This is a genomic window from uncultured Intestinimonas sp. (assembly GCF_944387245.1).
Classification (GTDB): Bacteria; Bacillota; Clostridia; order Oscillospirales; family Oscillospiraceae; genus Intestinimonas.
The window spans coordinates 1-24,404 of sequence record NZ_CALXEE010000005.1 but is presented as its reverse complement, the minus strand read 5'-3'; the positions used below and the strand labels follow the sequence as shown (position 1 = coordinate 24,404).

At 64.3% G+C, this 24,404-nt stretch carries 27 protein-coding genes; 23 read left to right on the top strand and 4 right to left on the bottom strand.

Going from position 1 to position 24,404, the window contains the following annotated elements; all coding sequences use genetic code 11:
* Positions 1-343 precede the first annotated feature (343 nt).
* The 7 genes from Q0K15_RS01700 to Q0K15_RS01670 are packed head-to-tail and all read left to right on the top strand — an operon-like array spanning position 344 to position 7,592.
* Positions 344-562 carry a helix-turn-helix transcriptional regulator gene (locus Q0K15_RS01700; RefSeq protein WP_294511177.1) on the top strand — a complete coding sequence of 73 codons (219 nt, stop codon included), beginning with the start codon at positions 344-346 and terminating at the stop codon, positions 560-562.
* Complete coding sequence (locus Q0K15_RS01695) at positions 555-2,807, top strand: DNA internalization-related competence protein ComEC/Rec2 (RefSeq protein ID WP_294511174.1); 2,253 nt, start codon at positions 555-557, stop codon at positions 2,805-2,807. Before Q0K15_RS01700 ends, Q0K15_RS01695 begins: the two co-directional genes overlap by 8 nt.
* Before the next feature lie 11 nt (positions 2,808-2,818).
* The gene (holA, locus tag Q0K15_RS01690) at positions 2,819-3,880 is read left to right on the top strand and encodes a DNA polymerase III subunit delta (protein ID WP_294511172.1); all 1,062 of its coding nucleotides are present in this window, start codon (positions 2,819-2,821) and stop codon (positions 3,878-3,880) included.
* Positions 3,881-3,904: 24 nt separating this feature from the next.
* Positions 3,905-4,513, top strand: coding sequence for a hypothetical protein (locus Q0K15_RS01685; RefSeq protein WP_294511169.1), 609 nt, complete (start codon positions 3,905-3,907; stop codon positions 4,511-4,513).
* 13 nt (positions 4,514-4,526) lie between these two features.
* Positions 4,527-5,123 carry a DUF4093 domain-containing protein gene (locus Q0K15_RS01680; RefSeq protein ID WP_294511166.1) on the top strand — a complete coding sequence of 199 codons (597 nt, stop codon included), beginning with the start codon at positions 4,527-4,529 and terminating at the stop codon, positions 5,121-5,123.
* The gene (gene recG / locus Q0K15_RS01675) at positions 5,114-7,177 is read left to right on the top strand and encodes an ATP-dependent DNA helicase RecG (protein ID WP_294511163.1); all 2,064 of its coding nucleotides are present in this window, start codon (positions 5,114-5,116) and stop codon (positions 7,175-7,177) included. The genes Q0K15_RS01680 and recG overlap by 10 nt, the downstream gene beginning before the upstream one ends.
* A gap of 25 nt (positions 7,178-7,202) precedes the next feature.
* Positions 7,203-7,592 carry a C-GCAxxG-C-C family protein gene (locus Q0K15_RS01670; protein WP_294511160.1) on the top strand — a complete coding sequence of 130 codons (390 nt, stop codon included), beginning with the start codon at positions 7,203-7,205 and terminating at the stop codon, positions 7,590-7,592.
* Positions 7,593-7,644: 52 nt separating this feature from the next.
* Here the strand turns inward: Q0K15_RS01670 and Q0K15_RS01665 are convergent, their stop codons facing one another.
* The 3 genes from Q0K15_RS01665 to Q0K15_RS01655 all read right to left on the bottom strand — a co-directional run bounded on the left by Q0K15_RS01665 (position 7,645) and on the right by Q0K15_RS01655 (position 10,446).
* Positions 7,645-8,739: a lysylphosphatidylglycerol synthase transmembrane domain-containing protein gene (locus Q0K15_RS01665; RefSeq protein ID WP_294511157.1), complete on the bottom strand. Its 1,095-nt coding sequence runs from the start codon at positions 8,737-8,739 to the stop codon at positions 7,645-7,647.
* A complete protein-coding gene (locus tag Q0K15_RS01660) occupies positions 8,739-9,839 on the bottom strand; it encodes a glycosyltransferase (RefSeq protein ID WP_294511154.1) in 1,101 nt (366 codons plus the stop codon). The genes Q0K15_RS01665 and Q0K15_RS01660 overlap by 1 nt, the downstream gene beginning before the upstream one ends.
* 79 nt (positions 9,840-9,918) lie before the next feature.
* Positions 9,919-10,446, bottom strand: coding sequence for a 4'-phosphopantetheinyl transferase superfamily protein (locus Q0K15_RS01655; RefSeq protein WP_294511152.1), 528 nt, complete (start codon positions 10,444-10,446; stop codon positions 9,919-9,921).
* Positions 10,447-10,609: 163 nt separating this feature from the next.
* On the opposite strand from Q0K15_RS01655, the gene Q0K15_RS01650 reads away from it, so the two are divergent.
* The 7 genes from Q0K15_RS01650 (at position 10,610) to Q0K15_RS01620 (ending at position 15,614) form a co-directional block, all read left to right on the top strand.
* The gene (locus Q0K15_RS01650) at positions 10,610-11,371 is read left to right on the top strand and encodes an exodeoxyribonuclease III (RefSeq protein ID WP_294511148.1); all 762 of its coding nucleotides are present in this window, start codon (positions 10,610-10,612) and stop codon (positions 11,369-11,371) included.
* Between the two features lie 100 nt (positions 11,372-11,471).
* Positions 11,472-12,011, top strand: coding sequence for a stage V sporulation T C-terminal domain-containing protein (locus Q0K15_RS01645; RefSeq protein WP_294511145.1), 540 nt, complete (start codon positions 11,472-11,474; stop codon positions 12,009-12,011).
* Between the two features lie 28 nt (positions 12,012-12,039).
* A complete protein-coding gene (thpR, locus tag Q0K15_RS01640; protein ID WP_294511142.1) occupies positions 12,040-12,576 on the top strand; it encodes an RNA 2',3'-cyclic phosphodiesterase in 537 nt (178 codons plus the stop codon).
* A 10-nt stretch (positions 12,577-12,586) separates the two neighbouring features.
* Entirely contained in the window at positions 12,587-12,973 is a 387-nt protein-coding gene (locus Q0K15_RS01635) for an Hpt domain-containing protein (protein ID WP_294511139.1), read from the top strand.
* Positions 12,970-14,037, top strand: coding sequence for a response regulator (locus Q0K15_RS01630; RefSeq protein WP_294511136.1), 1,068 nt, complete (start codon positions 12,970-12,972; stop codon positions 14,035-14,037). The genes Q0K15_RS01635 and Q0K15_RS01630 overlap by 4 nt, the downstream gene beginning before the upstream one ends.
* A 786-nt stretch (positions 14,038-14,823) precedes the next feature.
* Positions 14,824-15,036, top strand: a complete 213-nt coding sequence (locus Q0K15_RS01625; protein ID WP_294511133.1) for a 4Fe-4S binding protein — start codon at positions 14,824-14,826, stop codon at positions 15,034-15,036.
* Positions 15,033-15,614, top strand: coding sequence for a 4Fe-4S binding protein (locus Q0K15_RS01620; protein WP_294511130.1), 582 nt, complete (start codon positions 15,033-15,035; stop codon positions 15,612-15,614). The genes Q0K15_RS01625 and Q0K15_RS01620 overlap by 4 nt, the downstream gene beginning before the upstream one ends.
* A 4-nt stretch (positions 15,615-15,618) precedes the next feature.
* Here the strand turns inward: Q0K15_RS01620 and Q0K15_RS01615 are convergent, their stop codons facing one another.
* On the bottom strand, positions 15,619-16,275 hold the full coding sequence (locus Q0K15_RS01615) for a Crp/Fnr family transcriptional regulator (protein ID WP_294511127.1): 657 nt from the start codon (positions 16,273-16,275) through the stop codon (positions 15,619-15,621).
* 183 nt (positions 16,276-16,458) lie between these two features.
* On the opposite strand from Q0K15_RS01615, the gene Q0K15_RS01610 reads away from it, so the two are divergent.
* The 9 genes from Q0K15_RS01610 (at position 16,459) to Q0K15_RS01570 (ending at position 24,319) form a co-directional block, all read left to right on the top strand.
* Positions 16,459-17,121, top strand: coding sequence for a cytochrome c biogenesis protein CcdA (locus Q0K15_RS01610; protein ID WP_294511124.1), 663 nt, complete (start codon positions 16,459-16,461; stop codon positions 17,119-17,121).
* Positions 17,122-17,136: 15 nt separating this feature from the next.
* Positions 17,137-17,742, top strand: a complete 606-nt coding sequence (locus Q0K15_RS01605) for a TlpA disulfide reductase family protein (protein WP_294511121.1) — start codon at positions 17,137-17,139, stop codon at positions 17,740-17,742.
* 179 nt (positions 17,743-17,921) lie between these two features.
* Entirely contained in the window at positions 17,922-18,494 is a 573-nt protein-coding gene (locus Q0K15_RS01600; RefSeq protein WP_294511118.1) for an inorganic diphosphatase, read from the top strand.
* Positions 18,495-18,631: 137 nt separating this feature from the next.
* Entirely contained in the window at positions 18,632-19,792 is a 1,161-nt protein-coding gene (glf, locus tag Q0K15_RS01595; protein WP_294511114.1) for a UDP-galactopyranose mutase, read from the top strand.
* A 14-nt stretch (positions 19,793-19,806) separates the two neighbouring features.
* Positions 19,807-20,829 (top strand): glycosyltransferase family 2 protein, encoded by a 1,023-nt coding sequence (locus Q0K15_RS01590; protein WP_294511111.1) that lies wholly within the window; start codon positions 19,807-19,809, stop codon positions 20,827-20,829.
* A 72-nt stretch (positions 20,830-20,901) separates the two neighbouring features.
* Entirely contained in the window at positions 20,902-21,417 is a 516-nt protein-coding gene (locus tag Q0K15_RS01585; protein WP_294511107.1) for a flavodoxin domain-containing protein, read from the top strand.
* Positions 21,418-21,519: 102 nt separating this feature from the next.
* The gene (locus tag Q0K15_RS01580) at positions 21,520-22,161 is read left to right on the top strand and encodes a helix-turn-helix transcriptional regulator (RefSeq protein WP_294511104.1); all 642 of its coding nucleotides are present in this window, start codon (positions 21,520-21,522) and stop codon (positions 22,159-22,161) included.
* 47 nt (positions 22,162-22,208) lie between these two features.
* Entirely contained in the window at positions 22,209-23,621 is a 1,413-nt protein-coding gene (locus Q0K15_RS01575) for a M20 family metallopeptidase (protein ID WP_294511101.1), read from the top strand.
* Positions 23,618-24,319 carry a hypothetical protein gene (locus Q0K15_RS01570; RefSeq protein ID WP_294511097.1) on the top strand — a complete coding sequence of 234 codons (702 nt, stop codon included), beginning with the start codon at positions 23,618-23,620 and terminating at the stop codon, positions 24,317-24,319. The genes Q0K15_RS01575 and Q0K15_RS01570 overlap by 4 nt, the downstream gene beginning before the upstream one ends.
* The last annotated feature ends 85 nt before the right edge of the window (positions 24,320-24,404 follow it).

Below are 24,404 nucleotides of genomic sequence, written 5' to 3'. Positions count from 1 at the left end.
TGGAGAACGGCCTCCGGCGGGCCCCTTTCTGAATGACCAGAAAGGGGCGAAAGAGTCAGTCAAGGAGGGGGATTTCGATTTCCCCCTCCTTGACAATCCACCCCTTAAAACGACCAAGCACAGGGGGGAGCTGCGGCTCCCCCCTATTGGATGTACCCCCCAGGTCTTCTATTGCTACGCTGCTTGCACCGTCGGCTTACTCCGTAACGCCGCCGGTGCATGGGGGCCGGGGGACCACCGCTTGAGGCTTGTAGGGCGGCAACAAATTTGCTAAAATAACGCCGTATGGCAGTATCTCGAACGGTAAATGCTACTGAATGGTAGGATTTTACCGGGTGATCGTATGTACTTTCGCAGATTGGGAGACCTGAGAAACGATAAGGACAAGACACAACGAGATATTGCCGAATACCTTCATATGAATTTAGAGGTCTACCGCCGGTATGAAAAGGGGCTGCGGGAGATTCCGGTTTGGGCCCTCATCAAGCTGGCTGACTACTACCAGACCTCCACCGACTACCTGCTGGGCCGCACCGACGACCCCTCGGCGCCCCGTGCGTAAGCTGGCGGCGGTGGCCGCCGGCTTTGCCGCGGCGGTCTTTCTGAGCTGCCAGGGACTATGGGTGCTTGCCCTGCTCCTGCCTCTGCCGGCCCTCCTGAAACGGGAGGACCGGTGGTGCCGCTGCGCCCTGGTGTGCCTGGGCGTGGCGGCGGGGCTTGCCTGGACGGCGGGTTACAACGCCCACTTTCTGGGCGGGGCCCGGGAGCTGGACGGCGTCCGGAGTACCCTCCCCGCCGCCGTTGCCGACTGGCCCTATGAGACCAACTACGGGGCCGGGATGGAGGCGAAGGTGACGCTGGAGGACGGCATGGTCCTCCGGGCTACCCTCTACGGCGATGGGGAGGACCTGCTGGACCTGCGCCCCGGCGACGCCCTCGCGGTGACGGCGGACTGGTCCGGTCCTCCCCAGACTGCCACGGAGAGCTGGACCTACCGCCTTTCCCAGGGTATCCACCTGACGGGGAGCGTGAAGGCGCTGGAGGTCCGGCGGCCGGAGACGGTTCCCCTGTGGGCCCTGCCCGCCCACTGGTCCCAGGCCGTCAAGGAGGCCGTAGCCGCAGCTTTCCCGGCGGAGAGCGCCGGACTGGTCACCGCCCTCCTCACCGGAGATACCGACCGCCTGGACCAGGGGGACTACAATGCCCTCCGACGGGCGGGACTGGCCCACGCCGTGGCGGTGTCGGGGCTCCACATGAGCTTCCTGGTCCAGCTGGCGGTGGCCCTCACCGGCAGCCGCTACCGCCGCCGCACGGCTCTGGTGGTGCTGCCGCTGATGGTGTGCTACGCCCTGGCGGTGGGGTGTACCCCCTCGGTGGTCCGGGCCGCCGTCATGAACGGCCTGCTGCTGTTGGGGCCTCTGCTGGGCCGGGAGAACGACTCCCCCACCAGCCTCTCCCTGGCCCTGCTGCTGCTCCTGCTCCAGGACCCCTGGGCCTCGTTGAGCGTGAGCCTTCAGCTCTCCTTTGCCTCGGTGGCGGGGATTTTGGCCTTCTCCGGGCGGGTGCGGAACTACGTGACCGGGTTCTTTCCCGCGCCGGAAAAGAAAGAGAACAAAAGGCCTGGCCCGCTCCGCCGGCTGGGCTGGTGGGCGGCTGGCTCCCTGGGGGTCACCGTGGGCGCTATGGCCTTCACCGTGCCCCTGCTGGTGTGGTACTTTGGCAGTCTCTCGGTGATCTCCCCGGTGTCCAACCTGCTGTGCCTGCCCCTTTTGCAGCTCACCTTCCAGGGCGGGCTGCTCACCGCCCTGGTCCAGCTCCTAGTCCCCGCCCTGGGGTCTGCTCTGGGTCAGGTGGTGGGGCTGCTGCCCCGGCTGGTGCTGTGGCTGGTCCGGGGACTGGCCGCCGCCCCATTTGCTTCGGTGGCCATGGCGGGACCTTACCTGATAGGCGGCCTGGCTACGGTCTATCTGCTGTGGCTCTGCTACCTGGGATTGAAGGGCCCACGCCGGCCCCTGGTGCCCCTGTGCTGCTCAGCCATCGTGCTTGCCGCCGCCCTGGTGCTCAACCACGCCGCCTATTGGGCGGGAAGCATTACCATGACGGTGCTGGACGTGGGCCAGGGCCAGTGTGTGGTGCTCCGCTGCGGGGACCGGGTGGCGGTGGTGGACTGCGGCAGCACCGGGGAGGACGCCGGTGATCTGGCGGCGGGCTACCTGAGCACCATGGGGATTGAGCGGGTGGATCTGCTGGTGCTCACCCACTGCCACAACGACCACGCCAATGGAGTGGACACCCTCATGGACCGGGTGGAGGTGTCCAACCTGGCCCTGCCCCAGGTCATCGAGGCGCCGGAGCTCCAGACCGAGCTCGTGGCCCGGGCGGAGGAGGCAGGTATCCCCACCCTGATGGTGTGGGACGACGTGACTTTGGAGTTCGGGGACGCCCTGCTCACCCTGTACGGCCCGCTGGGGAGCGGCGACACCAACGAGGAGGGGCTGAGCCTGCTGTGTGAGACGGAGCGCTTCTCCACCCTCATCACCGGGGATATGGACCAGATCGTCGAAGGACGGATGGTGAAGTACGGAAACCTGCCCGACATCGACGTGCTGCTGGTGGGCCACCACGGCTCCAAATACGCCGCCTCCGACCTGCTGCTGGAGACGGTGACGCCGGAGACGGCGGTAGTCTCCTGCGGCTATAATACCTACGGCCATCCCGCCCCGGAGACCCTGCTCCGGCTGAGCGAGGCGGGCTGTGACATCTACCGCACCGACTTACAGGGAAACGTCACCATCACGGTGAGATAAGGAGGTCCCCTATGGCCAAGACCAACAACGCCGACGCCGCGGCGGTGAAACAGCTCAAAAGCGACCTGTCCGCCGGGACGCTGGGACAGCTCTACATCTTCCACGGGGAGGAGGCCTATCTCCGGGACTTCTACCTGGGGCAGATGAAGAAGAAGCTGCTCCCCGGCGGCATGGAGGCCTTCAACCTCCACACCTTTCAGGCCAAGGAGTGCGACCCCAAGGCCCTGGGGCAGGTCATCGACTGCCTGCCCATGATGAGCGAGCGCACCATGGTGGTGGTCTACGACTACGACCTCTTCAAGGCCCCCGCCGACCAGCGGGAGGCCATGACCGCCCTCTTTGCCGACCTGCCGGACTATGTCTGCCTGGTTTTCGTCTACGACCTCATCGAATATAAGCCCGACGCCCGCACCAAGCTGGCCGCCGCCATCAAGGCCCACGGCGCGGCGGTGAAGTTCACCCGGCAGGAGCAGGGGGATCTGGTGGACTGGATACGTCGCCGGTTCAAGGCTCTGGACCACGACATCGACTCCGAGTTGGCCCGGTATCTCATCTTCCTGTGCGGGGATCTGATGACTGGCCTCATCTCGGAGATCGGCAAGATCGGCGCCTATGCCCAGCACCGGGCGGTGACCCGTGCCGACATCGACGCCGTGGCCATCCCCCAGCTGGACGCGGTGGTCTTTCAGCTCACCGATGCCATCGCCGCCGGGGACTTTGACAAGGCCTCGTCAGTGCTCTCCGACCTCCTCCACATGGGGGAGCCGCCCATCAAACTCCTCTCGGTGCTGGGGCGGCAGCTGCGGCAGCTCTACTCCGCCCGGCTGGCCATGGAGGAGCGGAAGGGGGCGGGCTACCTGGTGGAGCTGTGGGGGATGCGCTCGGCCTACCCGGCCCAGAAGCTCATGGACGCCGCCCGGCGGTTCGACCGGAACTGGTGCCGGTATGCCGTGCTGGAGGCCGCCCGCACCGACCTGGCCATGAAGTCCCAGGCGGGTGCCGACGGGGAGGAGCTCCTCATCGACCTCATTCTGAAGCTGGCCAACCGCCCGCCCAAGACGGGCATCGCATGAGCGGGGGAGAGAGGGGAAACAGGGATGAAGCGGATCTATAATGTGGACGGAGTGCGGCTGGCCCTCACCTGCGGGGAGGAGGAGGCCGAGACGGCCAACTTCCTGGCCGCGGTCCTGCGGAAGCAGTCCACTCTGGGTCCCATCCTGGCCCCGGGCAAGCGCATCCAGGTGGGGTGGAATTTCTTCCAGCTGGCGGAGGCGGAGGACGGCCTGGCCCTTCTGGCTCCGGACTACCGGAAAAATCCCTTTACCGACAACACCGAGGATCTTACCCTGGCCCTGGAAGTGTTTCAGGGCCAGCTGACCGCCCTGCGCCGGGCGGGGCGTCCGCCGGTGGTGGACGTCTCCTTTCAGGACACCATGGTGGTCCGGTGGAAGGGACTCCAATCCCCCCTGCTCTATCTCCAGCGACTGACCGCCTCCCACCCGCCGGACTCCGGCTGGTATTTGGCTCCGCTGGGGGAGCCTCGCAGCGACGACCCCAAGGACTATGTCCGCATCTATACCTATCAGCTCCTGGATATCTGCCCTCAGGGGCTCTCGCTCCTGCCCTTCCCGCCGGGGACGCTGGCGGTTTTCGACCGCGGCACCCTGGTGGAGGCGGTGGACGGGGAGAACCAAAAACTGCTGTAACAGGAGGAAGCCCATGCTGCACATACAAGAGGCCATCGTGGTGGAGGGCCGCTATGACAAAAACACCCTCTCCCAGGTGGTGGACACGGTGATCCTGGAGACCGCCGGCTTTGGAGTGTTCAAAAATCAGGAGCTGGTGGCCCTGCTGCGGCGGCTGGCGGAGGAGCGGGGGCTCATCGTGCTCACCGACTCCGACGGGGCGGGCTTTCTCATCCGCAGCCGTCTCAAAAGCGCTCTACCCCAGGACAAGGTGAAGCACGCCTACATCCCCGACGTCTACGGCAAGGAGCGGCGCAAGCGCGCCCCCGGCAAGGAGGGCAAGCTGGGGGTGGAGGGCATGTCACCGGCGGTGCTGGAGGAGGTCCTCCGCCGGGCGGGGGCCACCTTCCTGGAGGAGCCGGCCAACGGAAGTGCGCCCAAAGAGGCCATCACCAAGGCCGACCTCTACCTGCTGGGCCTCACCGGCACCCCCGACTCCGCCCGGCGGCGAGGCGCCCTGCTCCGGCATCTGGACCTCCCGGAGCACATGAGCACCAACGCCCTGCTGCCGGTGCTCAATGCCCTCTATGACCGGGAGGCCTTTCTGGAGGAGGCGGAGTCATGGATGTGAACACCCCCCTGCGGGAGCTCCCCGGGGTGGGGGAGGCCCGGGCCAAGGGTCTGGAAAAGCTGGGCCTCCGGGTGGCCGGAGACCTGGTGGGCTACTTCCCCAGAAGCTACGAGGACCGGCGGCAGGTCTATACCATCGCCGAGGCCCCGGTGGGGGAGCTGTGCTGCGTCCGGGTCATGGCGGCGGAGGAGCCCCGGCGCATGCACATCCGAAAGGGCCTGGACGTGACCCGGCTCAAGGTGGTGGACGGGGCCTCCGCCATGCTGGTGACCTTTTTCAACCAGGGCTATGTCCGGCAGGCCCTCCACCGGGGGGAGGAGTACATCCTCTACGGTCGGGTGGAGCTCATGGGCAGCCACCGGCAGATGACCAACCCCCAGTTTGAGGGGGCGGAGCGGCCCTGGGCCTGCGGGCGCATCATGCCGGTCTACCCCCTGACGGCGGGGATCACCAACCACCTGCTGGCCGGGCTGGTGGAGAGGGCCATCCAGGAGTTGCCGCCCCCGGCGGAGACTCTGCCCGACGATCTGCTGGCGCGGCACCGGCTCTCCCCGGCGGCGGACTGCTGGCGGAGCATCCACTTTCCCGCCGACGAGGCCGCCCTGGACGCCGCCCGGCGGCGCTTCGCCTTCGAGGAGCTCTTCTACCTCTCCCTGGGACTGGCCCTGCTGCGGGAGCGGCGGAGCCGGGGCCATGGCCCCGCCTTTGGGGAGACGGATCTGGAGGGCTTTTATCAGCTGCTGCCCTTCACCCTGACGGGGGCGCAAAAACGGGCCCTGGAGGAGTCCGCCGCCGACCTGGCCCTCACCCGGCCCATGAACCGGCTGGTCCAGGGCGACGTGGGCTCGGGCAAGACGGCGGTGGCCGCCGGCTGCGCCTGGCTGGCCGTCCGCTCCGGCTGGCAGTGCGCCATGATGGCTCCCACAGAGATTTTGGCCGAGCAGCACGCCAAGACCCTCTCCGCCATGCTCGCCCCCGCGGGTATCCAAGTGGGGCTCCTCACCGGCTCCATGAAGGTCTCCGAGAAGCGAAAGGTCCTGGCCGCCCTGGAGACGGGTGCCCTCCCCTTCGTGGTGGGCACCCACGCCCTCCTCTCCCAGGGGGTGGCCTTCCGACGCCTGGGGCTGGTCATCACCGACGAGCAGCACCGCTTCGGCGTGGAACAGCGGGCCGCTTTAGCGGCCAAGGCGGGGGGAGAGGAGGACTTTTCCCCCAACGTGCTGGTTATGTCGGCCACCCCCATCCCCCGGACCCTGGCCCTCATCATCTACGGGGACCTGGATGTGTCGGTCATCGACGAGCTGCCCCCGGGCCGTGTGCCGGTGAAGACGGTGCTGGTGGGGGAGAGCAAGCGGCAGCGGATGTACGGCTTTGTCCGGGACCAGGTGAAGGAGGGGCGGCAGGTCTACATCGTCTGCCCAGCCGTGGAGGAGAACCCGGAAGGGGCCTGGGACCTGAAGGCGGTGACCGAGTACGCCCGTGTGCTGGGGGAGCAGGTCTTTCCCGATTTGAGGGTGGGCCTGGTCCACGGCCGCATGAAGGCAAAAGAGAAGGAGGCCGCCATGGCCGCCTTTACAGCCGGGGAGACCCACATCCTGGTGTCCACCACCGTCATCGAGGTGGGGGTGGACGTGCCCAACGCCAGCCTCATCATCATCGAGAACGCCGACCGGTACGGTCTTTCTCAGCTCCACCAGCTCCGGGGCCGGGTGGGCCGGGGGAAGCACCAGTCCTGGTGCGTCCTGGTCAGCGACAACCGGAGCCCGGACACCCGGGCCCGGCTGAAGGTCCTCACCCAGACCAACGACGGCTTCAAGATCGCCGAGGAGGACCTGAAGCTCCGAGGGCCCGGCGACTTCTTCGGACAGCGGCAGCACGGCCTGCCCGCCCTGCGGGTGGCCGACCTGGAGACCGATACCCGGGTGCTCAAGGAGGCCCAGGACGCCGCCGCCGAGGTATTGGCAGCCGACCCGGCCCTCACCCGGCCGGAACACCGCCCCCTGCTGGAGAAGGTGCGGCGGCTCTTTGAAGAGGACCCGGACCGGTTCAATTAACAGAGATAGAATGGAGAGAACAACAATGGATTTGAAGAAACGGGCAGAGGAGCTCCACCACACCCCGGAGCCCCATTACAACTGTGCCCAGGCCACCCTCATTCCCTTCGCCGAGGAGCTGGGTCTGGACCGCCAGACCATGTATCAGGTGGCGGCCCAGTTCGGCAGCGGGATGCGTCGGGGCTCTGTGTGTGGGGCGGTGACCGGTGGCCTCATGGCCCTGGGGCTCCGGGGGGCGGACAACCACACCGCCGCCGAGTTCCAGCGCCTCTTCAAGGAGCGGACGGGCGCCCTGGACTGCGCCCAGCTCCTCCAGAACGCCAAGGAGCGGGGGGAGGAGCGCGGCGCCCACTGCGACCGCATGGTCCTCACCGCCGTGGAGCTGGTGGAGGAGCTCACCGCCGCTAAAAACTAAAAATGAAAAAGATCCCGTTTTCCAGCCGGAAAACGGGATCTTTTCGTTCTGCTTAGCCCAGCGCGGTCTTTCGCCCCACCTTAGCCATCCGGACCGGCGGGACGACAGCGGGCGTCTTAGGGTCCCGGGCCAGGGCCCGGCGGCGGACGCTCAGGTGGACGCACAGGGTGATGAGACCGCTGATGAGGAGGAAGCTGTAAAAGCTGATGCCCCGGGCCACCATGACGGCGGGGGCCACCAGACCGGCGCCGAAGAAGAGAGTGAAGGCATGGAGGGCCACCCCCTCAGCGGCGCCCACGGCGCCGGGCAGGGGGAGGGAGCCCACGGCCAGGGAGACCAGGGCCTGGGTCCCCACCATCTGGAAGAGGGAGGCGCCGCTGAGGCCGAAGCCCAGGTACACGGCAAAGGGCACGGCGTAGAGAGCGGTGAGCTGGAGGAAGGTGAGGCCCAGGAGGACGGGCACCAGGCTCAGGTTGGCCCGGAGGCAGTCGGCCCCTTCCCGGTAGGCCTTCATCTGGCGTTCCAGACCGGAGCGGACCTTGTCCTCATGCTTCACCAGGCCCACCCGGACGCCCAGCGTCACCAGGCCGCCGGTGAGACGGCGGGCGGCGTTGGGGAGGAACATCATGGAGAGCATGCCGGCGGTGAGAACGATCATCACCACGCCGCCGTAGAGGAGCAGCAGCCCCAATCCGCCGCCCAGTCCGGCGCGGACCTGGGGCAGGAGGAAGAAGGAGAGGGCGGCGTAGAGGAAGGTGACGGTCTGGTAGCAGACGGCAATGACCATCATGTTGAGGGAGCCGTGGGCGGCGGGGATGCCGTCCTTGGACATGTAGAAAATCTGGGCGGGCTGTCCGCCGGTGGAGGAGGGGGTGATAGAGCTCACATAGAAGCCGGCGAAGGAGTAGCCTAGGCATTTCCGGTAGGGCATGGCGTGTCCCAGGCGGCCCAGGATGAGCTTGGTGCACAGGGCCTCACAGCCCACGAAGCAGAACATGAGCCCCAGGCCCAGGAGCACATATCCCGGCCTCACCGAGCGGAGGACCTGGAGCAGGGTGGAGAGGGGCTGCTGCCTGAGCAGGAAGAAGAGGGTGCCGCCGATGAGGGCGGCCAGGAGAGAGAAGCTGAGGATGCGCTTGCGGTCCATCAGAGGGCCTCCTTTCCGGCGCCCACGGTGAGGGCGGCCATCAGCCGCTCCAGGCTCTGGGCTTCCAGCTGGCCCTTCAGGCGGCGCATGTTCTGCCCCATCCGGGCCAGGGCGATGTCGTCGGTGAGCAGCCGGGCGATGGCCTCCAGGCAGGCCTCGGGCTCCTTGGGAGCGATGCGGCCGATCTGGTGGCGGATAAGGAACCGGGCGTTCTCCCGCTCCTGCTGGAGGAAGGGCTCCCAGGCCAGAATGGGCAGCTCAGAGAAAATGGTCTCGAAGAGGGTAATACCGCCGGGCTTGGAGAGCATCAGGTCGGCCTGGGCCATGTAGTCGTACACCCGGTCGGTGAAGCCCACTACTTCAATATTCTCGTAGCGGCCGTGGAGGCGATCGTAGAGCTTCTGGTTGCCGCCGGTGATGATGGTGGTGCGCACGCCGGGCATGGCGTTCAATTCCTCGTAGAACTTGTCCTTTTTGGGCAGCAGACCCAGGCCACCCCCCATGATGAGGAGGTGTCGTTCCCCCAGACCCCGGTGCCCCCGCCGGGCGGGGCGTTTGAACTCCGGCTTCACGGGGATGCCGGTGACCAGGATGCGCCCGGGCTCCACCCCCTTGGCCACCAGCCGGTCCCGGATGTCCCGGGAGCCCACCAGGTAGCAGTCGGTGGCGTCGTTGAGCCACTCGGAGTGGGAGGAGAGGTCGGTGATGCAGGTCACCAGGGGGAGGTCGGAGGCGACCTCCTCCTTGTAGTCGGCCACCAGCCGGGCGCAGAAGGGGTGGGTGGCGATGACGGCGTCGGGCCGCTCCTCCCACAGCAGCTCACCCAGCTTGTCCTGGAAGAGGTCGGCCAGCAGGGGCCGGGCCTTCAGGGTGGCGTTTTCCGTGGCCTTGTAGTAAATATTGTAGAGACCGCTCCCTCTGGTCACCAGCAGGGAGAAGGCCTTGTAGATGGCCTCAGAGGCGTCGGGAATGGCGTAGGCGGGCAGGTCCACCACCTCCACCTGGGAGCCGGGGAAGGCGCCCAGCAGCTGGAGGCGCAGCGACTGGGAGGCGGAGTAGTGCCCCATACCGAATTTTCCGGTAAGGATCAGGATCTTCATGGCTGTTCCTCCTTCTCTTGATGAGAACAGTATACAGAGAGAACTTTTAGAAAAACCTGTTCCAGTTCTTAAAACTAGCTTAAGAATCACCGATACATTCTATAAGAGGGCCTGTTTCCATGGCGCAGAGGGCGGCCCGCCAGCCCTCACCGGCGTAGGCGGTGAAGGTGAGGCCATCCAGCCGGGCGTGCTGTCCGGGGTCCAGAAGGGGGACGGCGATATCCCGGGGCGGACGGGTGAGGCCGGTACCGGTGTACTTCACCCGGGCCTCCTTTAATGTCCACAGGGTGTAGAAATCTTCCCAGCGGTTTCCACGGTCCTGAAACCAGGCAAACTCCGGCTCGGATAGGACCTTTTTGGGGAGAAAGGGGCGGCGGGGCCGGACCACCTCAATGTCGGCGCCCACCTCTCCGTCGCTGAGGGCGCACAGGGCGTAGGGGCCGCTGTGGCTCAGATTGAATCGGTATTGGGGTATACTGTGGAAAAAAGGCTTACCGCCGGGGGCACGGTCCAGATCCGGCAGCTCCTTCATAGCCCAAACCAGCCCGGCGGCCTGCCGGAGCAGAGCCTGGGCATCCACAGCCTGTGTGAAAAATAACCGCAGCAATGCCATTCCTCCCTTGCCCCCCTATTGTACCATGTCCGGGCGGGGCTGCCACCGGGAATTTGTAAAATCGCGGTCTGGCTCTGGTATTCTGGAGGGACATCCTGTACAATGGTGGGTGTAGTCCGGCGCGCTTACGCGCCGGGATCACAGGAGGAACAACAGCATGAAATTCATCTCATGGAACGTCAACGGCCTGCGGGCCTGTGTGCAGAAGGGATTTTACGACTATTTTCAGGCATCTGATGCCGACGTTTTCTGCCTTCAGGAGACCAAGATGCAGCCCGGTCAGGCAGAGATCGAGACGCCGGGCTATCTCCAGTTCTGGAACTCGGCGGAGAAGAAGGGCTATTCCGGTACCGCCGTCTTTACCCGGAAGGAGCCTCTGGCGGTGACCTACGACATCGGCGACCCCGCCCACGTGGGCGAGGGCCGGGCTATTACCCTGGAGTTCCCCGAACTCTACCTGGTGACGGTGTACACCCCTAACTCCAAGGACGGCCTGGCCCGGCTGCCTTACCGCATGGAGTGGGAGGACGCCTTCCGGGCTTATCTGAAGGGTCTGGACGGGAAAAAGCCGGTGGTGGTCTGTGGGGACCTGAATGTGGCCCATGAGGAGATCGACCTGAAAAATCCAAAAACCAACCGGGGGAACGCAGGCTTCTCCGACGAGGAGCGCGCCAAGATGACGGAGCTGCTCGCCGCCGGTTTTACCGACACCTTCCGCTACCTCAACCCCGATCTCACCGGCGCCTACTCCTGGTGGAGCTACCGTTTCAAGGCCAGGGAGAAGAACGCCGGCTGGCGCATCGACTACTTCCTGGTCTCCGACCGGCTGCGGGAGCGCATCGAAGCCGCAGAGATCCACAGCGATATAATGGGCAGCGACCACTGTCCGGTGAGCCTCACTCTGGCGGACTTGGCATAATCCATTCCAAGTCATTCCAGTCCTCCTCCCTGTATAGGCAAAAGAATCCTGCGGATACTAAGGTCCGTGACCAAATATCACCGCGGGAGGAGAAAGATAGATGAAAGCAACTGGCATTGTACGCCGCATCGATGATCTTGGCCGGGTCGTCATTCCCAAAGAGATCCGCCGCACAATGAGAATTCGGGAAGGTGACCCGCTGGAGATCTACACGGACAAGGACGGCGGCGTCATTTTCAAAAAGTATTCCCTGATGGGGGGACTGAGTGATTTCGCGCTCCAGCTGTGCGAGAGCCTGAACAAGACCACGGGCCGGGTGGCGGTCATCACGGACCGGGACACCTGCATCGCCGTGGCGGGAGCCGCCCGGCGGGAGCTCACCGACAAGCGGATCTCCGCCGAGCTGGAAAATATCATGGAAGGCCGCCAGATCTATCAGCACCAGAACGGAGAGAACCCGCTGCCGGTCTGCGAGGAGAACGACAAGTACCGTCTGGACGCCGCGGCACCCATCCTGTCCGAGGGGGACGTGCTGGGCAGCGTGCTCTTTGTCTCCCAGGAGGGGAGCGAAGCCGGAGAGGCGGAGTACAAGCTGGTGCAGATGGTGGCGGCTTTTCTGGGCCGGCACATGGAGAGCTGAACGCCGCAGCGTGTGGGAGGGAGAGAACGTGCGTCTGTTTGTGGCGCTGGTGCCGCCGGAGGAACTCCGGCGGGACCTGGAACGGCAGGGGAGGGGGTTGCGTGCCCTCTGTCAGAGGGGCAGGATGGTTCCCTGGGAGAACATCCACCTCACCCTGGCCTTTCTTGGGGAGACCGACCGCCGTGCTAAAGCGGAGCGGGCCATGGAGCGTGCTGCCGGCGCACCGTTTTCCCTCCGCATCACCCGTCCCGGCCGGTTTTCCGGCAAAAAGGGAGACCTCTGGTGGATGGGGGTGGAGGAGTGTCCACCCCTCCGGGCGCTCCGCCGTCGGCTGGTCCGGGCGCTGGGGGAGGAGGGGGTGTGGCTGGATGACACCAAGTCCTTCCGGCCCCATCTCACCCTGGGGCGTGACCTGCGGCCGCTGCCCGGCGCCGATCTCACGGCCTGGGCCGCCGCCTGCCCCACAAACGTCTGGCGGGCAGAGGAAGTGCTCCTGATGGAGTCCCGGCAGGACGAGGGCGGCCTGCGCTACATACCGCTGTCCCGCTGTGCCATGAAAAAATAAGGAGACCACGATGGAAAAACAGACATTTCTGGAGCTGCTGGAGGCATCCGGCATCCAGGTCCGGCAGGCGCTGGACCGTTTCATGGGCAATGAGGAGCTGTACCTCTCCTTCCTGGCAAAGCTGCCGGGACAGCTGCATTTTGAGGACATCCTCCGGGCGCTTGGGGAGGAGGACGAGGAGGCGTTCTATCTCGGCGTCCACAACCTGAAGGGCCTGACGGGCAACCTGGGCCTCACGCCCATCCACGACTGTGCCCAGGCCATCCTGGTGGAGTTCCGGGCGTCCCGGTTCCAGCACAGGAACAAGCTGACCGCGCTCACCTGGGAGGCCAAGCGGGAGAGCGAGCACGTCGCGGCGCTGATTGAAGGATATTTTGGAGAGGGGGCCCGGGCATGATACGGGACACACTGCTGGTGATCGATGACTCTGAGCTGGATCTGGCCATTTTAAATGAGATCTTCAAGCACCACTTTCGGGTGGAGTGCGTGCTGGATGCTCACCGGGGGCTTACATACCTCAAACACGACCGGGACCGCATCTGTGCCGTGCTGCTGGACATTTGCCTGGGCCGGCGGGGAGCCGGCTTCGCCGTCCTCCACCAGCTCCAGCTGGACCGGGACACGTCAGAATTGCCGGTGATCCTCATCACCACTGACGCCAATGAAAAGGATGTGCGTTCCAGTGTGGAGCGGGGGGCGGCGGACTTTCTGGTAAAGCCGGTGGACCCCCACACGGTCCAGGAGCGAGTATGCGATGTGGTGCGGAAATCCTGGCCGCCCAGGTCCACCATTCTGGACCATCCCAAGGAGGAGGAGAACTCACGACCGGCCGAGGTACCCGGACGGGGCCTCCTGGTCTCTGACCTGACCTTGGAGGAGTCGGAGGTGTTGGCCCGGCGTTGGTTCGGGAAACTGGAGCGGTTCTGCCGATTCCGCCCCGTTCTGGACCCGGCGCGCTGCCGTCAGCTGGGGGCGCTCACCGCCTGCCTGGCCAAGGCATATGCCGAGGCACACCCGGAGGGGCCCTTGACCACTTTTGACGCCGCTCTCATCGGCATGGCGGCGCCCTTCTGCGACATTGGCATGCTGGGCTTGCCCGATCCGGAGAGCCCTCAGGAGGAGGGGGACCCCCGCCACACTGCCCTGGGCCATGAGCTCCTCACGGCGGAGGAGGACGTGCCCCTGCTCCGATATGGGGCGGAGATCGCGCTCTGGCACCACAGGAACGCCGATGGGTCCGGCTGGCCTCAGGATACGGAGGGCGACGCGCCGCTGAGCGCCATGCTGGTGCATACCGCCCTGCGGCTCCAGCACTATCTCCACTACTACCAGGGCTACGAGGATGCGCTGGACCGAGGCATCCGCACCATGGCGGGCGAAGTGGGGAGCGTCATCACCGGAGAGATGTATGAGCTTCTAAATGGGGAGCGGCAGCAGCTGCGTGAGGCCTTGAGGCAGTGATGCCCAAACTGTGGAAAAGCAAAGTGCCCGGACCGATTTGAGCGGTCCGGGCACTTTTTGTCTATCGTGGGAGATACGTTGGCTCAGAAAACAACACAACCCCCCGGCCATCCAACGTGACCGGGGGGCTACAGCTGATTCTGAATTTCTACCAAATTGTGTACCTCTGACTTTCTACGGATTTTTAACGCGCTCAAAATCCATCGCTCGGGAAAAAGACCTTTGCTGTGCAGTTACCACTCGAACAAGCTGTGACACATTCGGTTCCGTCGTCCGCGATATTTCGCTTGAGGTTTGCCGTGTGCATTCTCACTTCAGTGAGCTTTGTTGGGGAACTTGCTGCGTAGGGGACTTTTTCTTTCTGCTGGAATCTTCAACGCGGTGGGCGCCACCTAGGTTTGACACCCGGGATAAGGACCCTTGCCTGGTACCGATCAGTACATCGGACTCACCTCATCCTTTCTGGCTATATAGTACAATACAGACGATAAAATGTCAATAGGTTTTGTGAAAAAATGTATAAAATTTTGTAAAGGAGGTCACTGCCTGTTATGGGGCAAGAGGCGGGAGCGCACAGAACCTCTGTGATCGACATCCTCGGCCAGCAGAACGCCATAGGGCAGGGGACCGCCACCCGGCTGGACGGAAAAATGAGGCGCGCTTTTGTACCATGGTGACAATGTCACGGTAAGGCATTGAAAAACCTGATAGGCTATACAATCAGAACGAAGCGCATTCCCAGTTTAGGCCGCCGGGGGAAGCCCGGCGGCGGAAAGGCGGTTATGGATGGAAAAGACGGAGAGAAGACGCCGCAGGGCCTTTGTGTCCACGGGGGACTGTGTGGCCTGCGGCTGCTGCGTCAAGGTGTGTCCCCTTGGGGCCATCGCCGTGGTGAAGGGCATCGCGGCCCGGGTGGACGAGGGGCGCTGCGTGGGCTGCGGCAAGTGCGCCAAGGAGTGCCCCGCCACCGTCATTGAGATCCGGGAGGTGGGGGCATGAAAAAGCACTGGTACGACTATCTGTGGGTTCTGTCCCTGACGTATCTCATTCTGGGATTTTTCAACATCCTGTTCGCATGGCTGGGACTGCTGTGCTTTTTTATCCCCCTCCTCATCGCCATCATCGGGGGGAACAAGGGCTACTGTAACCGCTATTGCGGCCGGGGCCAGCTCTTCGCTCTGGTGGGCGGCCGCTTCGGCCTTTCCAGGCGGAAGGACGTGCCCCGGTGGCTCAAAAGCAAGGCCTTCCGGTACGGTTTTCTGATCTTTTTCTTCGCGATGTTTTTCCAGATGCTGTGGACAACTTTCCTGGTGTTCAGCGGCGCCCAGGACCTCAGGCAGGTGGTCACCCTGCTGTGGACCTTCCGGCTGCCCTGGCACTGGGCCTATTCCGGCGGTGTGACGCCCTGGGTGGCCCAGTTTGCCTTCGGCTTTTACAGCGTCATGCTCACCTCCACGGTGCTGGGCTTTCTCACCATGATCCTCTTCAAGCCCCGGTCCTGGTGTGTCTACTGCCCCATGGGCACCATGACCCAGCTTATCTGCAAGGCGCGGAACCGGGAGAAGACGGAGGTGTGACGGCTCAGGCCTGACTCAGGCGGCGGAGGCGCTCCGGGTCTGTGAGCTCCACGGTGCCCCGGGTGAGGCGGACCATCCCCTCGCCCTGAAAATAGCGGAGCATCCGGGTGACCACCTCCCGGGCGGTGCCCAGGTGGTTGGCGATGCGCTCGTGGGTGAGGTGGAGGGAGGTCGTACCCTCCAGCAGGCTCTCCTCCAGCAGAAAGGCGGCCAGCCGGGCGTCAAAGCTCTTCCACATGACCTGCTCCATGAGCCACATGACCTCGGAGAAACGGCTGCCCATGAGGTCGTTGGTGTAGTTGGCCACGGCGGCCGACTCCTCCATGAGAGACTGGTAGATGTCGGAGGGGATCACCCAGAGCTGGGTGTCCTTCTCGGCGGCGATGGTGACGTCGAACTGGATGTTCCGCAAGAGGCAGGAGGCGGAGAACAGGCAGATGTCCCGTTCGAAGAGACGGTAGAGGGTGATCTCCCGGCCCTGGTCGGAGAGGATATAGGCCCGCAGCTGGCCGGTGCGTACCGCCAGCAGGCCCTGGCAGTCGCCGCCCTGGTGGAGCAGGGCCCCGGCCTTCACCGTCCGCAGGACGGCCCCGCCGGTGAGCCGCTGCCGCTGTTCCTCTGTGAGCTTCTCCCAGAAGGGAAAGACGTTGGAAAGATCCATGCCGATACCTCCGCCCGGTTGAGATCGTCCGGCCCTGCACGGGGGAAATCCGCCCCTTGACAGGCAGAGCGCTTTCGGTATAATGGGGGAACAGCGCCGCCGGACGAAGCCATTGTACCACAGATCCGGTCCCGCTGTCATCCCGCCTGGGCGGGAGCGAGACAACAAAAGGAGCGTGACAACATGCAGTATCTGATCTCCTTCCTGGAAGGGATCATCACCTTCATCTCCCCTTGCCTGCTGCCGATGCTGCCCATCTACATCACCTACTTCGCCGGGGGCGGCGAGCGGACCACCCGCCGGACCCTGGCCGGTGCCGCCGGCTTCGTGCTGGGCTTTACTCTGGTCTTTGTGGCCATGGGCGCCCTGGCCGGGACGGTGGGGGGCTTCCTCAAGGGCCACCAGACCGCGGTGAACGTGATTTCCGGCGCGGTGGTCATTCTGTTCGGCCTCAATTACATGGGGGTCCTGAAGCTCCCCTTCTTCCAGGGCGGCGGACACGGCAGGGCCGCGGGGAGCATGAACTTCTTCTCCGCAGTGGTCTTCGGCGTCATCTTCTCTCTGGGCTGGACCCCGTGTGTGGGGGCCTTCCTGGGCTCGGCGCTGCTGCTGGCCTCCCAGCAGGGGCACGTGCTGGAGGGCATGGCCATGCTGCTGGTCTACTCCCTGGGCCTGGGTATCCCCTTCCTGCTCAGCGCCGTGCTCATCGACAGGCTCAAGTCTACCTTTGACTGGATCAAGCGCAACTACCGTGTCATCAACCTGGTCAGCGGCGCCCTGCTGGTGCTCATCGGTGTGCTCATGGCCACCGGCACCCTGGGCCGCCTGCTGGAAGTGCTAAGCTGAGGAGGATGCGTCATCATGAAGAAAAAAAGTTCCGTCTGGATCCTGGTACTGGTGTTCGTCCTCTTCATCGGCGGCGCCTCTGTACTATATAGCCGCCTCAGCGCCGACGCAAAGCCGGAGCAGCTGTCGGTGCAGGCCGATCCCACCACCCCGCCCGCCCAGAGCGGCCAGCCCGCCCAGGAGAGCGAACCCCCCAAGGTAGAGGCCCCCGACTTCACCGTGGAGGACGCCGACGGGGAGGAGGTCAGGCTCTCCGACTATGTGGGCAAGCCCATCGTGCTCAACTTCTGGGCCAGCTGGTGCTCTCCCTGCAAGAGCGAGATGCCGGAGTTCAATGAGGCCTGGGAGGAGCTGGACGGTGAGGTCCAGTTCCTCATGGTCAACATGACCGACGGCGCCCGGGAGACGGTGGACACCGCCAAGGAGTACGTGGAGGGGCAGGGCTTCTCCTTCCCGGTCTTTTTTGACACCGGGTCGGAGGCGGCCATGGCCTACGGTGCCTACTCCCTGCCCACCACCTATTTCATTGATGCCGAGGGCTACGTAGTGGCCAGGGCGGTGGGGGCCATTGATGGGGACACCCTGCAAAAGGGACTGGACCTGATCCATCTCCAGGAGTAAATCCATCAGAATCAAAGGTAGGCGGGCGGCGCATTTTGCGCCGCCCGCCTACCTTTTTCTGTCTCACACAGGTGGGGGGTGCGGTTGTATTTCCAGTGAAAAGCAGGTATAATAAACTGGACAACTGTTCCGGGCCGCCTGGCCCGGCAGAGATTCAGAAAGAAAAGGAGCGTGTCCTCATGTCCAACATCTGGCACGATATCAGCCCTGACCGCATCAAGCCCGAGGACTTTGTGGCCGTCATTGAGATTCCCAAGGGCAGCAAGAAGAAGTATGAGCTGGACAAGGAGACCGGCCTCATCATCCTGGACCGGGTCCTCCACACCTCTACCCACTACCCCGCCAACTACGGCTTCATTCCCCGCACCTACGGCGACGACGGAGACCCGCTGGACGTGCTGGTCCTCTGCTCCGAGGCCATGGACCCCCTGACCCTGGTGCGGGTCTATCCCATCGGCTTCATCTCCATGCTGGACGGCGGGAAGAACGACGAGAAGATCATCGCCATCCCCTTCTCCGACCCCACCTACAACAACTACAACGACATCTGGGAGCTGCCCGCCCACATCTTTGACGAGATGGCCCACTTCTTCTCGGTCTACAAGGCGCTGGAGGGGAAGGAGGCCGTAGCCGGCGACGTCAGCGACCGGAAGGCCGCCGTGGAGGTCATCCAGCGGGCCATGGAGCATTACAGCGAAAGCTTCCTGGGCGTGACCCGAAACTCCGTCGGAAAGCCTAGTTCCAACCGCTGAGCGGGGCGGTATTTTCATCAAACCTTAAGACTTTTTTCGTTCCCTTTTATACTTTCCTGTGGTAAAATATAGACCATTGACAGGAATACACGCCTCTTTTTGCCGAAGGGCGGAGGCGGAGAAAGTGAGGACAACGGATGGAGCGGACCTTTGACTGTCTGGTGATCGGCGCGGGCTATGCGGGCGCCGTGGCGGCCCGGGAGCTGGCCGAGCGGGGCGGAAAGCGGGTGCTGGTGCTGGAGCGCCGGGACCATGTGGGCGGCAACGCCTATGACTGCCTGGACAAAAGCGGCGTGCTCATTCACCAGTACGGGCCCCATATCTTCCACACCGCCAGCAAGCGGGTGTACGACTGGCTCAGCCGGTTCACACAGTGGCGGGACTACCAGCACCGGGTGCTGGCCAACGTCCACGGCACGTACATGCCCGTCCCCTTTAACCTGACCTCCCTCCACATGGCCTTCCCGGCCGAGCAGGCCCAGCGGCTGGAGGACAAGCTCCTCGCCGCCTACGGGGAGGGCGCCCGGGTCACCATTCTGAAGCTGCGGGAGAACGACGACCCGGAGATCCAGGCGGTGGCCGACTACGTGTATGAAAACGTCTTTGTCCACTACACCATGAAGCAGTGGGGACAGACGCCTGAGGAGATCGACCCGGCCACCACCGCCCGGGTGCCCGTGCTGCTGAGCCGGGACGACCGGTATTTCCAGGACCCCTACCAGGGCATGCCTTTGGAGGGCTACACCCCCATGTTCCAAAAGATCCTGGACCACCCGAACATCACCGTGGAGCTGGGGGTGGACGCCCGGGACCGGCTGGCGCTCACCGAGGGCGGCATCAAGCTGGACGGCGAGCCCTTCACAGGGACGGTGATCTACACCGGTCAGGTGGACGAGCTCTTCGGCTTCCGGTACGGCCGTCTGCCCTACCGTACCCTGGACTTCGGCTTTGAGACCCTGGCCATGGACCGGTTCCAGCCGGCGGCCACGGTGAACTATACGGTGAGCGAGGACTACACCCGCATCACCGAGTACAAGCAGCTCACCGGCCAGGAGCTGCCCGGGGTGACCACCATCATGAAGGAGTACTCCCGGGCCTATACCGGCGCGGCGGGCGAGACCCCCTACTACGCCATCATCAACCCGGAGAACAACGCCCTCTATGAGCAGTACCGGGCCCTGGCCGAGGGCTGCGGTGACCTCCACCTGCTGGGGCGGCTGGCCGAGTATAAATACTACAACATGGACGCCATCGCCCTCCGTGCTCTGGAGCTGTGCGACGGGCTTTTACAGAAGTGACAGGAGCGGATTTTGTGAAATTACTGACATTCGCGGTGCCCTGCTATAATTCCGAGGCCTATATGGAACACTGCATCCAGACCCTGCTGGAGGGCGGGGAGGATGTGGAGATCATCCTCATCGACGACGGCTCCAAGGACAACACAGGCGCCATCGCCGACCGTTACGCGGCGGAGTACCCCACCATCGTCAAGGCGGTCCACCAGGAGAACGGCGGCCACGGCGAGGGTGTCAACCAGGGCCTGCGCCGGGCCACCGGCCTCTACTACAAGGTGGTGGACTCCGACGACTGGGCCGACGTGGACGCCCTGAAAAAGGTCGTTGAAAAGCTGCGGGAGTTCTCCCAGATGGAGAAGCCCGTGGACCTGCTGGTGTGCAACTACGTCTATGAGCACGTGGAGGACAACACCCAGAAGGTCATGCGCTACGCCAATGTATTCCCCCGGGAGAAGGTCTTTACCTGGGAGGAGATCGGCCGGTTCCGGCCCTCCCAGTACCTGTTGATGCACTCGGTGTTCTACCGCACCCAGCTGCTGCGGGACTGCGGCCTGGAGCTGCCCAAGCACACCTTCTATGTGGACAACATCTTCGTCTATCAGCCCCTTCCCTTCGTGGAGACCCTCTACTACATGGACCTGGACTTCTACCGCTACTTCATCGGCCGGGCCGACCAGAGCGTCAACGAGCAGGTGATGGTCAAGCGGGTGGACCAGCAGGTCCGGGTGACCAAGCTGATGATCGAGGCCCACGACCTCCGGAAGGTGGCGGCCCAGCACCGCCGTCTGAGCCGGTATATGTTCAACTATCTGGCCATGATGATGACCATCTCCTCCATCTTCCTTCTCATCGACGGCTCACCCGCCGCCCTGGGGAAGAAGACCGAGCTGTGGGAATACATGCGCACGGTGGACCCGGGTATTTATCACAAGATGAAATACCGGGCCATTTCCGCCGTGAGCAATTTCCCGGGCTATCAGGGGCGCAAGCTCTCCGTGAGCCTGTACCGTCTGGCCCGGCGGATTTACAAGTTCAACTGACGTAAGGCAGAGAGCGCGGCCCAGTCACGGGCCGCGCTCTTTCAAAGAAAATGTGGGAAAGGAGGAGTGGGTATGTCGCCATGGCTGATCGTGTTTCTAACGCTGCTGGGCGGCGGACTGGTGCTGGCCGCCGTCTTCTACTGGACCGCCCGACGGCGGGATCTGGTCCGGCGACCGGTGGAAAAGCAGGTGGGTTACGGCGCCCGGAAGGTTCTGCTCATCTACCAGCCCTCCAACCGGGGCAGAAACCACGCCATCGCCTGGGCCCTGGCCCGAGCCCTGGCCAAGGCGGGCCACACCGTCACCCTCAACTACCCCTCCCCGGTACTCAGCTACGATCCCCAGAGCTATGACCTGCTCGTTTTCGGCGGCAGCGTCTATATGGGGGAGGTGGGCCGGCCACTGAAGAACTACCTCTCTTCCCTGCACTTCCAGGGCAAGCAGGTCCTCCTCTTTGTGGTGGGGGATCTGGAGCAGTCGCCGGAGCTGGCGGGGCTGCGGCTGTGTGTTCCCGAGGGGAACCAGATCCGCTCCATCAAGATTCGTCCGGGGGAGGAAAAGAAGCTCTGCCAGTTTGCCCTGGGATGAGGCCTTGCATTTTCCACAGCCTGTGGGTAAAATAATGTCTGCCAATGTCTGGTGCAGAACGTGCCCCGATGCCGGGGCGGAAAGGAGGGCGGGCAGTCCGCCATGACCCGCGAGGAAGCCTTTGAATTTTTGGACCGGGCGGCCCGGGGCATCGCTGAGATGTTCGGGTCCTCCTGCGAGACCCTGGTCCACGATATGGGAGTGCCCAGCCATCCCATCCTGAGTATCTATAACGGCCACGTCTCCGGCCGCACTGTGGGGTCCACTCTGGACATTCTGGGCACCGACCGGGAGCTGGAGCCGGAGGCCCGGACCAGCGACCAGGTCAACCTGTACGCCACCACCCCTTCCGGGGCCCAGATCAAGTCCTCCACCTTTCACCTCATCGGAGAGGACTACAACCTGGCCCTGGGCATCAACTTTGACTACACCTCCCTGGTGTACGCCAACCGCATCCTGGTGGATCTGATGAGCGCCGAGGCCGACCTAAAGACGGCCTTGTGGCAGGGGGGCGACAGCGCCCTCAGCGACCTTTTTGACGAGTGCCTGGCCGCCCTGGGCAAGCCGGTGGACGCCCTGGGCAAGGCCGACCGGCTCAAGCTGGTGGCCATGCTGGAGCAGAAAAACGCCTTCTCCTACCGCAAGAGCGTACCCTTTGTCTCCCGCCGCCTGGGGGTGAGCCGCTACACGGTCTACAAGTACCTGGACGAGCTGGCCAGGAAGGACGGAGAAGCATCTCAATGAAACAGCAGACGGAGGGAAGTCCCTCCGCTGGAAAGGAAGGATCAGCAATGTATCAGGAAAAGATCGAAGCCTATTGGAGCGACCCCGCCCGGGAGCGGGAGCTGGTGGCCGCCATCTCCCGGCTGGTGGCCGTGAAGAGCGTGAAGGGGGAGGCCGAGCCCGGCAAGCCCTTCGGCGCCGGCCCCGCCGCCGCCCTGGACGAGGCCCTGAAGCTCTGCGCCGAGCTGGGCTTCACCACCACCGACTACGACCACTACGTGGGCCTGGCCGACCTCAACGACAAGGAGACCCGACTGCACATCCTGGGCCACCTGGACGTGGTGGGGGAGGGCTCCGGCTGGTCCACCGACCCCTACACCTGTGTGGAAAAGGACGGCATGCTCTATGGCCGGGGCGTCAGCGACGACAAGGGCCCCGTGGTGTGCGCCCTGCTGGCCATGAAGGCCGTCCGGGACCTGGGCCTGCCCCTCACCGCCAACGTGCGGATGATTCTGGGTACCGACGAGGAGAGCGGCTCTGAGGACATCGCCTACTATTACAGCAAGGAGCCCTACGCCCCCTATGCCTTCACCCCCGACGCCGACTTCCCTGTCATCAACATCGAGAAGGGCCACTATCACCCCGACTTCGGCGCCCAGTGGGAGCAGAGCGCCGCTCTGCCCCGGGTGGCTGCCATGACCGGCGGTTTCCGCACCAACGTGGTGCCCCCGGAGGCCGAGGCCATGGTGCTGAGGATCTTCCCCGCCGACGTCCAGACCCTCTGCGACGCCGTGTCCGCCCGTACCGGCGCCGTCTTTACCGTCAATGGCTCCGCCAGCGGCTGCCATATCCACTGCGCCGGCAAGAACGCCCACGCCGCCTCTCCCGACGACGGCATCAACGCCATCGCCGCCCTGCTGGAGGTCCTCTCCGGTCTGGAGCTGGCCGACTGCGGCTCCACCAAGGCCGTCAAGGCCATGCATGAACTCTTCCCCTTCGGCGATAACCGGGGCAAGGCCCTGGGCATCGCCCAGGAGGACGCCGAGTCCGGCCCCCTCACCCTGAACCTGGCCATCATGAAGCTCACCGAGACCGGCTTCACCGCCAAGTTCGACGTGCGTTTCCCCCTGTGCGCCAATGAGGAGAACTGCAAGAAGGCCTGCGAGGCCAGCTTTGCCGCCCACGGCATCGCCGTCACCGGCTCCCCTGATATGACCACCGTCCACTGTGTGGAGGCCGGCTCCCCCCTGGTGCAGACCCTGCTGAACTGCTACTCCACCTATACCGGGGTGAAGGACCCCAAGCCCATCGCCATCGGCGGCGGCACCTACGTCCACGACATCCCCGGCGGCGTGGCCTTTGGCTGCGACTTCCCCGGCTTCGACCCCAAGATGCACGCCGCCGACGAGCAGGCCAGCATCAAAAACCTCCTCCTCTCCTGCAAGATCTTCACCCAGGCCATCGCGGAGCTGTGCCGGTGAGAGGGCGTACCATCCGCCGCTGGGGCGCCGCCGGGGCGGCCCTGGTGCTGGGCCTGTCCCTCACCGCCTGCCAGGGGGAGACCATGACCGCCTTTGACGCCACCGCCTATGTGCAGGGGGTGCTGGACGAGACCTACAAGGGCACCTGGGACAACGCCTTTCTGGAGCTGGTGGACCTGACCGACGGGGAGGCCCAGGACGCCTATGAGGCCTCCCTGAACGAGGAGTACCGGCGTTTTGCCTACCAGTTCGACCTCAACGACAGCCTCCTCACCGAGGAGACCCGCCAGTCGGCCCTGGACCTGCTGGCCGAGGTGTCGGCCAAGGCCCAGTACACCGTCCGGCAGGCGGTGGCCCTGGACGACACCCGGTACGCCGTGGAGGTGTCGGTGCGGCCCATGGACCTCTTCATCCAGGTCCGGGAGGATGCCCTGTCTGATTTCCAGACCCAGTTTACCGAGCAGTACGCCGATGTGGACCTGGACGATCTGTCGGCGGAGGAGCAGACGAGCCTCCAGACCGAGTATGAAAACGCTTGGGCCAACGGCATTGTGGAGTTGTGCCGGAGCCGGCTGGGCCTTGTGGGCTACGGCGATGTGGAGAGCATTCTGGTGCTGGTGGCCCCCGACGACGACGGGCTCTACACCATGGGCAATAACGACTTCTCCAACCTCTCTGCCCTGATCCTGCCCTACTGAAACAAAAAACGGCCGCGCCTTTTCAAAGGCGCGGCCGTTTTGCATATCCGGCTTACAGGATGTCAATGTGCTCTCCGCTGAGGGC